This window comes from Allobacillus halotolerans (assembly GCF_018967645.1).
Lineage (GTDB): Bacteria > Bacillota > Bacilli > Bacillales > Alkalibacillaceae > Allobacillus > Allobacillus halotolerans.
Map to the genome: position 1 here is coordinate 276,244 of NZ_JAHLZF010000001.1, position 13,949 is coordinate 290,192.

Consider the following 13,949-nt stretch of genomic DNA (forward strand, 5'->3'; position numbering starts at 1 on the left):
CTCAAATTTGTTTACCAATATATAGAATGTACTAAACAGGGATGAATGCGATATGAATTCAAATAGTGTAGTATAAAATACACAGGCGGTATATGATGAGCTTTTATCAATCAAACAAGTATGAGATTGAATCACTTCATCTACTTTTTCAAATAATAGGGAAAAGTAAACTTGATATGCTGCACAAGAACCACAATGGAAGCATGTTTATCTGAGTATTACTCCATGCGGATTCTCTACTAGTCTACTAAATTATCTTAAGAAGTAAGTTATTTCAGTATGAAATGACTGAGTACTTGTTTGTCTAGAAATTTTTGACTCAGTCCTGTATTATCAACCTATAAAGTTTTTGTTTGAATCAGTTAATATTTATAAATGACTTATCAAAAAATTACACATCGGAGGTTTGTATGAAGAAAAATACGTTATTATTCATTGCAACAAGTCTTATTTTTATACTGTTAACTGCTTGCAACTCTTCTAAAGATGAAACGAGCGAAGAAACAGTTAATCCTGACGATCCAATTGTGTTAGGTTCATTTGTTGATACAGAAGGTGGAATCTTAGGCAATATGGTTCTTTTAATCCTTGAAGAAAATGGTTACAACATAACAGATAAGGTGCAGTTTGGAACTCCTGATGTGCATAGGAACGCACTTTTACAGGATGAATTAGATATCGGAATCGACTATACAGGAAACGGACAATATTATGCTGAAAATGTCGATGAAGAAGTATGGAGAGACGCATCAGAAGGCTATGAGACCATAAAGAAATATGACGAAGAAAACAATGAATTAATATGGTTGGCTCCTGCTGATGCGAATAACACAGAAATGTTAGCCGTGAAAAAAGAGTTTGCAGAAAAAAATGGCTTAGAAACTTTGGATGATTTTGCAGACTATGTCAATGATGGCGGCGAAGTGACTTTAATTACGAGTCAGCTTTTCGCTGAGAAAGAACTCGGATTGCTCGGTATGGAAGAAGAATACGGTTTCAACTTAGATTCAGATCAAATCATCATGCTTCCACACGGGAACACAGCTGAGATGATCAGTGCACTTGTTCAAGGAACAGATGATGTGAATGTATCACTTGTATATGGTACAGATGGATCGCTCCCTGACTTAAACTTAGTTGTTTTAGAAGACCCACTTTCTATTCCGCCTGTATTTGAACCGTCTGTCGTTGTCAGAGCAGAAGTATTAGAAAAATATCCTGACATTCAAAAAATCGTTGAAGATGTATTTGCGACAATTAATTTAGAGAACTTACAACATATGAATAAAGACGTTATCGTAGACGGACTATCACCAAAAGATGTCGCTAGAGACTACTTAACAGAAGAAGGATTTTTAGACTAAATACAGTCAAAAGGTGTTGGATGAATGATTACAGTTAAAGATAAAACATTGCTGCTGCTATCCTCTATAGGAGCAGCAGCATTTGTTTTTTTGAATCTCATAAAACATAAACCAAATCGAATTTTACCTGGAGAACCGTATTCAAGCTTCGATATTTTCGGAAATATAGGTATAACACTCTTTCTTGTATGGGGTGTATTCATAGTTATCTCTTTTGTTGAACTAAAGCATAAAAACCAAATCATCTTTATATTAACAACAGGTTTATTGATCTCTTTATTTTGGTTATTACTTTCCAATGTTGAAGCGTTGATTGATGGGGAATCTTCCGCGCGTATAAGTTTCTCGGCAGGTTTTTATGTGCAAATATTTTGTATCTATATGCTTTATTCAACTTATACGGAACGGATTAAAGATCATACATATATTAAATGGATTGGATTATTGAGTATTGTGGGTGTTTTCTATTACTTTACGAATACGGATGCATTCTCACACCTTTCATTAGTAAAAGAATATGCAATTAAAAAAGAGCAATTTTATGATCACCTAAGAATTCATGCACTTCTTACATTTGCTTCGGTCATTACTGGTGCAATTATTGCGATTCCTCTAGGAATTTTAGCGTATTCTAGAAAAAAATTAGAAGATAAAATTATGGTTCCATTGAGTATTATCGAGACGATTCCAACGTTTGCTCTTTTCGGTGTGTTGCTAGTTCCACTCGCAGGGTTAGGAAATCTGCCTTTTTTTGAACAAATAGGAGTAAGTGGCATAGGATGGGCCCCTGCTTATGTTGCTCTAACACTATACACTTTGCTTCCTATTGGTAGAAATACGTTAACCGGCTTTCATTCTGTTGATCGAAACGTTATTGAAGCCGCAGCGGGTATGGGAATGAGCAACAGACAAATTTTACAAAAGATTGAGCTCCCATTAGCGTTTCCGGTCATTTTCACAGGTATACGCATAGCTTTTATACAAACAATTGGAGGAGCTGTGCTCGCTGGACTAGTCGGCGGCGGTGGATTGGGAACATTTGTATTTCTCGGTCTTGGTGAAGCTTCACCTGACTTGATTTTGTTAGGAGTGCTTCCAATCGTATTTTTCACCATCCTGCTGGACTATATTTTACGAACCATCGAAAAGATAATCGGGGGTATGATCTATGATTAACATCGAACATGTAACAAAAAAATATGGTGATTTTATTGCCGTGAATGACCTCTCACTAACCGTCGAATCCTCTGAATTCTTAGTCATACTCGGACCGTCCGGTTGCGGAAAATCAACTCTATTAAGGCTGATCAATAAAATGATCGAAAGAAATGATGGAGTTGTCATGATCAATGGTGAAAATATCGATGACTTAAAAGGTGTGGAATTAAGAAAAACGATTGGATACGTTATTCAAAATATTGGATTGTTTCCGCATATGAACGTCCATAAAAACATTGCAACAGTGCCCCGTTTGTTGAAGTGGAAAGAAGATACAATTGACCAACGAGTCGCTGACATGCTTACTTTAGTCGGCTTGGAGCCTTCGACTTATAAAGATAAAAAGCCTGCACAATTATCAGGCGGAGAGGCCCAACGTATTGGAGTTGCACGAGCGATGGCATCAGACCCTGCTATTCTTCTAATGGACGAACCATTTGGAGCGGTAGATCCGATCAATCGGTTAAGATTACAAAAAGAATTTAGAAAGATTCAACGAAAACTTAAAAAAACCGTTGTCTTTGTTACTCATGATACAGATGAGGCACTGCTTCTTGCAGACCGTATTTGTATCATGAATAAAGGAGAAATTGTTCAAGTTGATTCACCAGAAAACATCGTTCTTCACCCTAAAAATGATTTCGTAAAAGACTTCTTTAAAGAAGAAGGCATTTTGACCATTTTGTCACGAAAACCTGCAGTGGATTATGCAGAACCGATCGAGGTAGATGAAAATCCACTACATAAAGATGCGACGATGAGAGATGTACTATTAAAAATGTTAACGACTGGACAAGATCGTGTATCTCTTAGTAACGGCAGTATTTCTTGGGATGCTTTATTACAAATCGCTGGAAGTGATGTTCATGAAAGTGAATAAAAAAGGCCTTATTGTTGCAGCGTTTCTCACGATAGTCTTAGCCGTTATAGTGATTTACTCGAAGGGATTTGAACAGGTTCTCTACAGATTTTTCAGCTCGAAAAACGAAGAAGGATCCCGAACACTACTAGCTGTTTATTTTTTTGAACATCTGTGGATGGTTTTATTATCAAGCTTGATTGCAATTGTACTTGGAACGTCGATCGGTATTTTTATTACGACTAGTTACGGCCGTGAATTTAAGGAACTCTTATTAAAAACAGTCAACTTAGGTCAGGCCTTTCCATCCCCTGCTCTACTCGCTCTTGCAGTTCCTATTTTAGGCTATGGAATTAAAGGTGCACTTATCGCACTTGTCATTTATATATTAATGCCGATTGTGTACAACGTTGTCATTGGGATTGAAGAAGTACCGAAAGATATCGTGGATGCCGCAAAAGGTATGGGGATGTCTGAGGTAGAAGTCTATAGAAAAGTAAAGATTCCATTAGCTCTAAATGTCATTTTAGGTGGAATCCGTACAGCTCTTGTAATAAACATTAGCGCGACAACGTTAGCAGCTACTGTTGGGGCTGGTGGTCTAGGTGTATTAGTCGTGAACGGAGTAAAAACTTTCGATATGGTCTTAATTTTGGAAGGAGTTATTCCAGTAACGTTACTTGCAATTATTGTAGAACTGTTATTAAAAACGCTGCAACAAAGGCTAATTTGGAATGCATAAGTACTATTAGATTGGTGGAAAAAGAGGAATTAAAAAATCTCTCAGTCAAAGACTTTACAAGTTCATATAATTTCAAAATGACGTGGAGCTCATCGACTAAGATCGCCTCCACGTCTTTTATAATTTGGATTGGTATCTTCACTTATAGGCATTCCAACAACATATGATGACTTTTATAAGTTCGGGCTTTCAGAAACGGCTTTTTGTGTGTCAATTGCTGGATCAACCGTTATGTCATAATATACATTTGACACTTTTGGAACTTCATTACTTATTCGTCGAGCTATTCGATCTAAAACACCATCAGGTATTTTCGCTCGCATCATTCTTGTTGAATTTATTTTTTCGATCATTTTAACCAATATAGGGTATGACCATTTTTCGCCCTTAAAATCCCACTCAGGGTGTAACAAAACTGTATAAAACTGTTCCAATTGGTTTTCTAAACCTGCTTGGAAAACTTCAAACTTTAAAATGGCTTCACTTTCACGTAAAACTTGGATGCGTTCTTCATTAACCTTACCTTTTATTTTACCTGCCAATCCAGTGAATGAAAGCGACTGCTTGTCCAGAATATTATCTGGAACCCTAAGGATTCTCCCGAGCTCTTCAACTTCTTGTCTGTGTAACGATTGGAGTGGCTTAAGCATGCTTAACCCTAGCATACTTGATTGATGGAATGGATTGTTTTTTTCATCTTTATCACTATATAGTATGCTCGAAGCATACCACTTGATCGTCTTCATCTGACTAACCTCTCGTTGAACGATGTTAATCAACTGATTTTGAACGGCGAGTTCTTTTTCCTCGTTTATCTCAACTTCTTTTAAATTTTCAAAGAAAGAATCCTTTTCATCTAACGTAATAATATTCATATCAAATCTTTCTGCTAATACATTAGTTGTTTCTTCAGGTTCATTCTTTCGCAACAATCCATTATCAATGAATAGAACAACCAATTGGTCTGCAATGGCTTTATGAAGAAGTGCGGCTAAAACGATTGATTTGACGTCTCCGTTGACGGGAAGGATGACCTCTTCTTTTCTTATCGTTTCTAGAATTTCAGCTACACTTTCATCCATATAATTTTTCATCGTCCATTGACCGGTGCATTGACATATATCATATAAAAAATTTCGTAAAAGATCATCGCCATTTTTAGTCGCTTCCATTTCGGGGTGGAATTGAATTCCATAAATATGCTCTTTCTCCGAGCTAATTGCAGCGATTGGACAACCTGGCGAATGGGCAAGAACCGAAAAACCTGCTGGTGCTTTTTTCACGCGATCGCCATGACTCATATGAACCGTGTTATAGGCAGGTAAGCCATTAAATAATTTGCTTCGGGAATCTACCTCGATTTCGACAATACCAAACTCATTTTGTTTTGTATCATCAACCATTCCACCGTAAAACTGTGTGATTACCTGCAGGCCATAACATACTCCCAACATAGGTACATTCAGATCAAATATTTTCGGATCCGGTTTTGGTGAACGGTTCGTGTAAACACTCTCAGGGCTTGCACCAAAAATAATACCATTTGGTCTCATGCTTTTTACTTCTTCTGCAGTGATTGTCGGCGAAACGAGTTCAGAATAAACATTTAACTCTCTGATTTTCCTTGTCATTACTTTGTTCAATGGACTTCCAAAATCAATAATAATAATTTTTTCGTTACTCGCTCTCATTCCATACACCTCATCTCTACGTACATATAGATAGAGGTACCCGTTCTGCACATCAAATTAACTAAACGGATTTAGGATTGATCAGATTAGTCCTATGAATGGTTTTCATCATAGTTCCTTTCACGGTTACCGGTAATTTGGTTTACCAATAGCCAATTACTCAAAACACAATACTTATGAAGAAGTATTTCAAAGTTATTCAGATAAGTTCTCTTCATAAATGTTTCATTTTCAATAAACCAATCGCCTATGATAGAATGAATTAACTATCATTTACAGGTTAGAAAGGATTGATTAAGTCTTGGTTAATAAAGTTGCTGTAATTACAGGTGCTGGAAGCGGCTTAGGCGCATCTTTAGCAAGAAAATATTCGAACGATGGATTTCATGTTTGTTTACTAGGAAGAACTGAAGATAAGTTGGAAAATACTGCGAAGACATTACCGAATGAAAGTTATTCAATTTTCTCTGTAGATGTTTCGTCTAAACAAGAGGTAGCGAATGTCTTCGCTAATATAAAAGAGAACCTTGGTTCCGTAAATGTTCTTGTTAATAATGCGGGCGTTGGTGTTTTTGATTTAGCTGAAAATATAACTGAAGATGCTATCCACCAAATGATCGACACCAACTTAAAAGGGACGATTTTCTGTACACAAGAAATACTCGCTGACATGAAAGAAAATAATAACGGCAGTATTTTAAATATCGTATCTACAGCTGGATTAGAAGGAAAAGAGACCGAGGCAGTTTACTGTGCAAGTAAATTTGGTATGCGCGGATTTCATGAAAGTCTACTCGTTGAACTAAAAGATACAGACATTCACGTATTCGGCGCTTATATGGGCGGCATGGCTACAGAATTCTGGGACGGTATCTTAGATGAGTCAAGTACTGCAGGTCTTATGGACCCTGAAGATATCGCAGACATCATCTACCATAACGCTGCTCTCAGAAAAAATTTGAATGTAGAGCAAGTTGTTATAAAGAATCATTAAATGGTATTGGTAAAAAGAGCTAAATCCCTCAAGATTTAGCTCTTTTTTCTACCCTCTTTACTTTTCTATATTTAGTCAAAAACCCAACTCGGCAGCTGTAATTGACAGACAGTTTTTGCTTTAGGATTAAATATGACATTTCATTTACATATATCCTATCTCTCTCAATGAAGTAAATGAATTATATACAAGAATAACTAAGCTGAATGAGTTAAGAGAAGTAATTTAAAAAAGTGACAATTAGGGGTATAAGAGATGGGTCTTGGATTTGCCAATTTCGTTTTTACCTATCAAGGAATTTCGCGTTTATATGATATACTAGAATCAATTAACATATTAAAGTTGAACTAGTAATGTTTAGGAGAGATATTTATGAAATATTTTATTAGTCACTCGTCGAAAAACTTGCATTACGGTGAATCAATTGTTCAGTTATTGATCGATATTGGAGTACCACACGATGATATTATATTCACGAGTAAAAGTGGATTCGGAATTCCAAAAGGTGAAAATATATTCGAATGGTTAAAAAGCCAAATTGAAGATAAGCCATTTGTCATATATTTGTTATCTGATGATTACTACTCAAGTGTAGCTTGCTTAAATGAAATGGGTGCTGCCTGGATTGTAGAAAATGAACATATAGCACTATTCACACCTGGATTTAATCTTAACAATTCAAAATATAATGAAGGTGCAATAGACCCAAGAAAAATGGGTGTTTTTATTGATAATAAGTATGATATGTTAGAGTTTGTAACATTAATTTCAAAAAATGAAAACAGATTCATAAAGCCAGTAATTATAGATCAGGCAATCACTTCTTTTTTTAACTCAATTGAAAATTATCTTCATAACGGAAACAGTGTAAACAATCACAATTCAATAAATAGAGGAATTAATGAAACAAAAGAAGAATCCAAATTACATACTCCTGTCGAAGTAGATGAAAATAGTAAATCTCTATATATAAAGTTCAGTGATAGCATAAAAGAGAAAAAATTAAGTGATGAAGAGTTATTGTTAATAAATTATATGGTTGATATCGGCAAAACAACCTTAGGAGATAGGTGGATGGCTAAAGGTGAAGTACAAAATATTCGAAACTGGGAAGAGATAAATGAATTAAATAATTACTTATCAAGTAAATACAACACGGCTTTGAATAAATTAAAATTACGAAATTTTTTAGATGTATATAGTAAAACATCTCATGGAAATCCCAGAGAGTTTGTTTTAATTGAGTCGATTTCAAATCACTTATTAGACCTCCCTAGCAACATACAACAAGTATTAACTAAAACAAAAGAAAAGTATCACGAAGGAAGTATAAACACTATGGACTTACCTTTTTAACTTAAACAATAACCATTTTTTTAAAGAACTTAATCATAGTATAATGTAATTTTTAAACACTTATTGTTAGAGAAAAGGAGCTAAATCCCTCAAGATTTAGCTCCTTTTCGTATCCTATTTACTTCTCTATATTTGGGGTCAAAAACTCACCTGTGAAGGATAAATAGCTGGGAACTATTTGCTTAAATATTGCTCTAAACAAATAACTTCCCTTTAAATCCATCTAAATCAAGGCAAGTTGCCTTTGATTTCTTACTCCCCTATTCCCACTCAATCGTTGCCGGTGGTTTACTCGTAATGTCATACACAATACGATTCACATGTGGCACTTCATTTACAATTCGATTCGATACTTTTTCTAAAATATCATATGGGATTCTTGCCCAATCGGACGTCATACCATCAATTGAATTGACTGCGCGGATGCCTACTGTGTGATCGTATGTCCGTTGATCACCCATAACGCCAACACTTTGTATACCAGGTAAAACAGTGAAATACTGCCATACTGTTTTATCTAATCCTGCTAACATAAATTCTTCTCGCAAAATAGCGTCTGATTCACGAACAATTTCTAATTTTTCTTCTGTCACTTCTCCAAGGACGCGAATGCCTAAACCTGGTCCAGGAAACGGTTGACGCCAAACGATATGTTCTGGAATTCCTAATTCTTCACCTAGTTTTCGGACTTCATCTTTGAACAAAGTATTTAACGGTTCAATTAAATTCAATTTCATTTTTTCCGGTAGTCCACCAACATTGTGATGGCTTTTAATTGTTTGCGCAGTTTTCGTACCACTTTCAATGATATCCGTGTAAAGGGTTCCTTGTGCTAAAAAGTCAACGTCTTCAATTTTCGAAGACTCTTCATCAAAAATATAAATAAACTCATTACCAATTATTTTCCGTTTTTTCTCTGGATCACTGACACCTTCAAGTTTGGCTAAGAACCGATCTTTCGCATCAACTTGAATGACATTCATATGGAAACCTTCCTTGAACATCTTCATGACATCTTCAGCTTCATTTTTACGTAGTAAGCCATGATCAACAAAAATACATGTTAATTGATCTCCAATTGCTTGGTGTAACAATACAGCAACGACAGAGGAATCGACACCTCCACTTAATGCACAGATGACTTTTCGGTCTTTCACGGATTCTCGAATTTTTTCAATTTCTGTTTCAATGAAATTCTTCATCGTCCATTCGCCGCTGCATCCACAAATTTCATACACAAAGTTTTTCAAAAGGTCATTGCCATAAACCGAGTGACCTACCTCTGGGTGAAATTGAACGCCGTAAAACTTTTTCTCCTCATTACTGATCGCAGCAATTGGACAGGAAGGATTTTTGGCATCGACTTGGAAACCTTCAGGCATTTCCACAACATGGTCACCATGACTCATCCAGACAATTTGCTCTTCCGGCAATGTATGAAATGTCGCCGACTGGTTTCCTGTTAATGTTATTTTTGCTTTGCCGTACTCGCGCTGTGCAGCGGGTTCAACACGTCCGCCAAGTTTGTAGGCCATTAATTGCATGCCATAACAAATCCCTAAAACAGGTATGTCTAATTGGAAGATCTCTTCGTCAATAGAAAATGCATCATTCTCAAACACACTATTTGGGCCACCGGACAAAATAATTCCTGTTGGCTTCAGATCTTTTAGTTCTTTTGCGGAAAGGTCATTCGGATGGAGTTCACTATAAACGCCTAATTCTCTAATCCGACGTGTGATAAGTTGATTGTATTGACTGCCATAATCGAGTACAATGATTTTCTCTTCTTGCTTCATAAATACACCTCAGCTAATTTGATTCGTTACATTGAGTAATTCGGTGCTTCTTTTGTGATTTGTACATCATGTGGGTGGCTTTCTCTTAAGCCAGCATTCGTGATTCGAACGAACTGGGAATCTTCACGAAGTGCTTCTAAATCTTTTGTGCCGCAATATCCCATTCCTGAACGCAATCCACCAACCAATTGATAGAGTGTATCTGCAATTGAGCCTTTATAAGGGACACGTCCTTCGATTCCTTCAGGGACAAATTTCTTCGATTCACCTTGGAAATAGCGGTCCTTACTTCCTTTTTCCATAGAAGTTACAGAGCCCATTCCACGATAAACTTTATACTGTCGACCTTGAAAAACTTCTATATCACCAGGGCTTTCCTTCGTACCAGCAAACATACTGCCAAGCATCACAGCGTGACCGCCTGCAGCGATTGCTTTCACGACTTCTCCGGAGTACTTGATTCCTCCATCTGCAATAATGCTGACTCCATGTTTTCTAGCTTCGGTTGCACAATCATAAATAGCGGTAACCTGTGGAACACCTACACCGGCAACTACACGGGTTGTGCAAATGGAACCTGGGCCAATTCCAACTTTCACGACATCGACACCAGCATCGATTAATGCTTTTGTACCTTCTTTTGTCGCAACATTACCTGCAATTAAATTCACCTGTGGATAGGTTTCTCTCAATTTTTTGATTGCATCCAATACACCTTGTGAATGACCATGGGCTGTATCAATGACTAACGCATCAACACCAGCCTCAACGAGTTTCTGTGAACGAACAAGGACATCACCTGTCACACCAATGGCTGCAGCTACCAATAATCTACCTTGACGATCAACTGCAGAGTTTGGATATTCAATCACCTTTTCGATATCTTTAATCGTTATAAGACCTTTTAACACGCCGTTTTCATCAACTAAAGGAAGTTTCTCCACCTTATATTTTTGGAGAACTTTTTCTGCTTGCTCCAATGTCGTATCAACAGGTGCGGTAATAAGCTGTTCTTTTGTCATAACATCATCGATTGACAATGAATAATCTTCAATAAAACGAAGATCACGATTAGTGATGATTCCGATTAATTTTTGTTCTGATTCATTGTTGACGATTGGTACACCTGAAATCCGGTATTTACCCATCAAATGCTCAGCATCATAAACTTGGTTTTCAGGAAGAAGAAAAAATGGATTTGTGATCACGCCTCTTTCTGAACGTTTCACTTTGTCCACTTGTTCTGCCTGTTCTTCAATCGACATATTTTTATGGATAACACCAAGCCCGCCTTGTCTAGCCATAGCGATTGCCATGCCTGATTCAGTAACTGTATCCATTCCTGCACTCATAATAGGTATCTTCAAATTCAACGTATCCGTTAAAGACACCTCTACTTTAACATCACTCGGTAAAACGGTAGATTCTTGTGGCAGTAACAGTACATCATCAAATGTTAAGCCTTCTTTATTGAACTTGTTTTCCCACATATGTGTCGCCCCCTTTACGAAAATATTATTAAAAGACTATCAATCAAAATTTGCATTGTCAACACACCAAATAAATGTTCAACTAGTCACAAAATACTGACATTAATCAGTTGTTAAAAATGTGAATGGCTCTGTTTTCTGATTTGAAATATGAACTTGTAGAGATGGCATTTTTTCTTTCAATTGCTGTTGCAAACCTTCTTTCATCACTTGTTCGATATGATGTCCAGGGTCGATCATGGCAAGTCCCATACCTAAAGCATCATGAGCAGTGTGAAAATAAACATCTCCTGTAATTAGCACATCCGCTCCCATTCGCTTCGCTTGAGAGATATACTTATTTCCATCGCCACCAATAACCGCAATGGTGCGAATGTTTTTATCTTCTTTACCGACAAAGCGCAAGTTCGGAACATCATATGCTTTTTTTACGAGTTGTGCTAGTTCTCGAAGTTTCATCGGTTCTGCTAACTTCGCAATTCGACCTAACCCATAAGATTCGCCTTCAACTTTCAATGGATAAACATCATAAGCCATCTCTTCATAAGGATGAGCTTTTTTCGCTAACTCAATGGTTTGATTCAAAATCCCTTCCGGAACAATTGTATCCATTCGATACTCTTCCACTCGCTCTAATTCATCTTCACTTCCGATATATGGATTAGCTCCTTCTTGTGGTTTAAACGTACCGATTCCTTCAAGATTAAACGTGCAATGACTATAGTTACCGATAAACCCAGCTCCAGCATCGGCAAATGCTTGACGGATTTGGTTTTCATGACTTTTTGGTACATGAATGACGAGCTTATACAACTTTTCTTCAGTTGTTTTGACGAGCACATCTGTGTCCGTCAAATCTAGTTTTTCCATCAATAAATCATTTACGCCACCACGCGCGATGTCTAAATTGGTATGCGCCACAAAAAGAGAAATGTTATGTGTCAGTAATTTTTTTGTAATCCTTCCCTTTTCGCTATCCCAATTAATTTCTTTAAAAGGTTTAAAGATAAACGGATGGTGAGCGATAATTAGGTCGATTTCCTTTTCAATCGCTTCATCAACAACACTTTCAAGTACATCCAATGTAACCATAATTCGATTGGCATCACTATTGGGACTACCAACTTGCAAGCCAATCCGATCTCCTTCAAACGCTAACTTTTTTGGAGCAATCTCCTCCATGACATTCATTACATCCTTTACTTTTGTCATTGTAATTCCTCCTTAATCCATGTTTTTTGCTGTTCAAAAAGCTTGATTTTATCTTCATCTGGATGTTTCGCTTGCTTGATTTGCTGAATAATCTTTTGTTTCTTTTCCAGAACATGTTGCCATTTCTCTATAAAAGCCGGATTTTTTTCTTTCATGAGAAACGGTCCTAAATATATTTCTTTATCTGTTAATTGTTGAGAATGTTCACTTTTCTCCAAAACAAGGATTTCATAAATATAACCTTCATCGTTAATGATTCGTTCACCTATGATTTGATAGCCGTAACTTATTGAAAACGCTCTAATGGAAGAAGCATCGATGTTCGGCTGGAGAATCAATCGGTTGACGCCCTCTAGCTTCTCTGGGTGACTCTCAAGAATGGAACGTATTAGTGTACCTCCCATTCCAGCAATGACGATCGTGTCTACTTCATTTGGTTTGATTACCTCTAGACCATTGCCTAACCTGACGTCAATTTGCTTTTGTAAGTTCATTTTGTTTACTTGTGATTGAGCAGATTCATATGGTCCTCGATTGACCTCACCGGCAATTGCTTGAACGTCGGGTCGATTCAAACAAACAGCGCACGGCAAATAGGCGTGATCTGAACCGATATCTGCAAACTTCCTCACATTTTCAGGTAAAAATTCGATAACTTGATTTAATCGATTCGATATTTCCAAAGCGCTCATACCTTTCCAGTATTAAAAAATCCAGAAACAAAAGAATTTCTTTTGCTTCCGGATTCATTGATTTTATGCTTAATTGCCCGCTCCATCTACTAACCATTCAGCAAGTTTCTCTGCATTGCTTTGGTCAAGATTAATTGCTGGCATTTGTCCTTTACCGTTTTGGATAATCTCTACGATTTCACTCGCGTCATAGCGATCACCGACACTGGTCAAATCAGGACCCATTCCACCTTCTAACTCCCCACCATGACAGGACATACAGTTATTGCTATAGATATCTTCTGGAGCTAGATCAGTTGTTTCTGCGCTTTCTTCTCCTTCACCTTCTGCGTTGTTCATTTGTGCCATTCCGACACCACCCATGATAATCATCGCTAAGATGCCTAGAATTCCAATAAGATAATATGGTGCTGCTGCGTTTCTTTTCATGACATATTGACCTCCTTCAGTTGGATCTATGTAGTATTCTTCGTTTACAAAGCTATATCTATTTTACTTGAAAAGTGTTCAAGAGAAAAGAGATAAATGTGAA

The 13,949-nt window shown here is 36.9% G+C and carries 12 protein-coding genes; 6 read left to right on the plus strand and 6 right to left on the minus strand.

Annotation, left to right across the window (positions count from 1 at the left end):
* Positions 1 to 410 precede the first annotated feature (410 nt).
* Genes KQ486_RS01460 through KQ486_RS01475 form a run of 4 tightly spaced genes read left to right on the plus strand, consistent with a single transcriptional unit; the run spans position 411 to position 4,183 of the window.
* Positions 411 to 1,364, plus strand: coding sequence for a glycine betaine ABC transporter substrate-binding protein (locus KQ486_RS01460; RefSeq protein WP_144158351.1), 954 nt, complete (start codon positions 411 to 413; stop codon positions 1,362 to 1,364).
* A 24-nt stretch (positions 1,365 to 1,388) separates the two neighbouring features.
* Positions 1,389 to 2,540, plus strand: coding sequence for an ABC transporter permease (locus KQ486_RS01465; protein WP_144158348.1), 1,152 nt, complete (start codon positions 1,389 to 1,391; stop codon positions 2,538 to 2,540).
* A complete protein-coding gene (locus KQ486_RS01470; RefSeq protein WP_144158344.1) occupies positions 2,533 to 3,462 on the plus strand; it encodes an ABC transporter ATP-binding protein in 930 nt (309 codons plus the stop codon). The genes KQ486_RS01465 and KQ486_RS01470 overlap by 8 nt, the downstream gene beginning before the upstream one ends.
* Positions 3,449 to 4,183: an ABC transporter permease gene (locus tag KQ486_RS01475; protein WP_186278475.1), complete on the plus strand. Its 735-nt coding sequence runs from the start codon at positions 3,449 to 3,451 to the stop codon at positions 4,181 to 4,183. Before KQ486_RS01470 ends, KQ486_RS01475 begins: the two co-directional genes overlap by 14 nt.
* A gap of 173 nt (positions 4,184 to 4,356) precedes the next feature.
* On the opposite strand, the gene guaA (KQ486_RS01480) is transcribed toward KQ486_RS01475, so the two are convergent.
* Positions 4,357 to 5,874, minus strand: coding sequence for a glutamine-hydrolyzing GMP synthase (gene guaA, locus KQ486_RS01480; RefSeq protein WP_216686566.1), 1,518 nt, complete (start codon positions 5,872 to 5,874; stop codon positions 4,357 to 4,359).
* Positions 5,875 to 6,175: 301 nt separating this feature from the next.
* Between guaA (KQ486_RS01480) and KQ486_RS01485 the strand changes: the two genes are divergently transcribed.
* Entirely contained in the window at positions 6,176 to 6,868 is a 693-nt protein-coding gene (locus KQ486_RS01485; RefSeq protein ID WP_216686567.1) for an SDR family oxidoreductase, read from the plus strand.
* Positions 6,869 to 7,240: 372 nt separating this feature from the next.
* Positions 7,241 to 8,224, plus strand: a complete 984-nt coding sequence (locus KQ486_RS01490) for a toll/interleukin-1 receptor domain-containing protein (RefSeq protein WP_216686568.1) — start codon at positions 7,241 to 7,243, stop codon at positions 8,222 to 8,224.
* 260 nt (positions 8,225 to 8,484) lie between these two features.
* Here the strand turns inward: KQ486_RS01490 and guaA (KQ486_RS01495) are convergent, their stop codons facing one another.
* The 5 genes from guaA (KQ486_RS01495) to cccA all read right to left on the minus strand — a co-directional run bounded on the left by guaA (KQ486_RS01495) (position 8,485) and on the right by cccA (position 13,846).
* Positions 8,485 to 10,023: a glutamine-hydrolyzing GMP synthase gene (gene guaA, locus KQ486_RS01495; protein ID WP_216686569.1), complete on the minus strand. Its 1,539-nt coding sequence runs from the start codon at positions 10,021 to 10,023 to the stop codon at positions 8,485 to 8,487.
* A gap of 26 nt (positions 10,024 to 10,049) precedes the next feature.
* Positions 10,050 to 11,513, minus strand: coding sequence for an IMP dehydrogenase (guaB, locus tag KQ486_RS01500; RefSeq protein WP_216686570.1), 1,464 nt, complete (start codon positions 11,511 to 11,513; stop codon positions 10,050 to 10,052).
* A 102-nt stretch (positions 11,514 to 11,615) separates the two neighbouring features.
* The gene (locus tag KQ486_RS01505) at positions 11,616 to 12,725 is read right to left on the minus strand and encodes a Nif3-like dinuclear metal center hexameric protein (RefSeq protein WP_144160238.1); all 1,110 of its coding nucleotides are present in this window, start codon (positions 12,723 to 12,725) and stop codon (positions 11,616 to 11,618) included.
* Entirely contained in the window at positions 12,722 to 13,417 is a 696-nt protein-coding gene (locus tag KQ486_RS01510) for a tRNA (adenine(22)-N(1))-methyltransferase (RefSeq protein WP_144160241.1), read from the minus strand. Before KQ486_RS01510 ends, KQ486_RS01505 begins: the two co-directional genes overlap by 4 nt.
* 69 nt (positions 13,418 to 13,486) lie before the next feature.
* Positions 13,487 to 13,846: a cytochrome c550 gene (gene cccA / locus KQ486_RS01515; RefSeq protein WP_144160244.1), complete on the minus strand. Its 360-nt coding sequence runs from the start codon at positions 13,844 to 13,846 to the stop codon at positions 13,487 to 13,489.
* Positions 13,847 to 13,949: the final 103 nt, after the last annotated feature.

Bases quoted from the DNA above. Each gene is read 5' to 3' on its own strand.
- KQ486_RS01460 (WP_144158351.1), top strand. From the start codon at position 411: ATGAAGAAAAATACGTTATTATTCATTGCAACAAGTCTTATTTTTATA.
- KQ486_RS01465 (WP_144158348.1), top strand. From the start codon at position 1,389: ATGATTACAGTTAAAGATAAAACATTGCTGCTGCTATCCTCTATAGGA.
- KQ486_RS01470 (WP_144158344.1), top strand. From the start codon at position 2,533: ATGATTAACATCGAACATGTAACAAAAAAATATGGTGATTTTATTGCC.
- KQ486_RS01475 (WP_186278475.1), top strand. From the start codon at position 3,449: ATGAAAGTGAATAAAAAAGGCCTTATTGTTGCAGCGTTTCTCACGATA.
- guaA (WP_216686566.1), bottom strand. From the start codon at position 5,874: ATGAGAGCGAGTAACGAAAAAATTATTATTATTGATTTTGGAAGTCCA.
- KQ486_RS01490 (WP_216686568.1), top strand. From the start codon at position 7,241: ATGAAATATTTTATTAGTCACTCGTCGAAAAACTTGCATTACGGTGAA.
- guaA (WP_216686569.1), bottom strand. From the start codon at position 10,023: ATGAAGCAAGAAGAGAAAATCATTGTACTCGATTATGGCAGTCAATAC.
- guaB (WP_216686570.1), bottom strand. From the start codon at position 11,513: ATGTGGGAAAACAAGTTCAATAAAGAAGGCTTAACATTTGATGATGTA.
- KQ486_RS01505 (WP_144160238.1), bottom strand. From the start codon at position 12,725: ATGACAAAAGTAAAGGATGTAATGAATGTCATGGAGGAGATTGCTCCA.
- KQ486_RS01510 (WP_144160241.1), bottom strand. From the start codon at position 13,417: ATGAGCGCTTTGGAAATATCGAATCGATTAAATCAAGTTATCGAATTT.
- cccA (WP_144160244.1), bottom strand. From the start codon at position 13,846: ATGAAAAGAAACGCAGCAGCACCATATTATCTTATTGGAATTCTAGGC.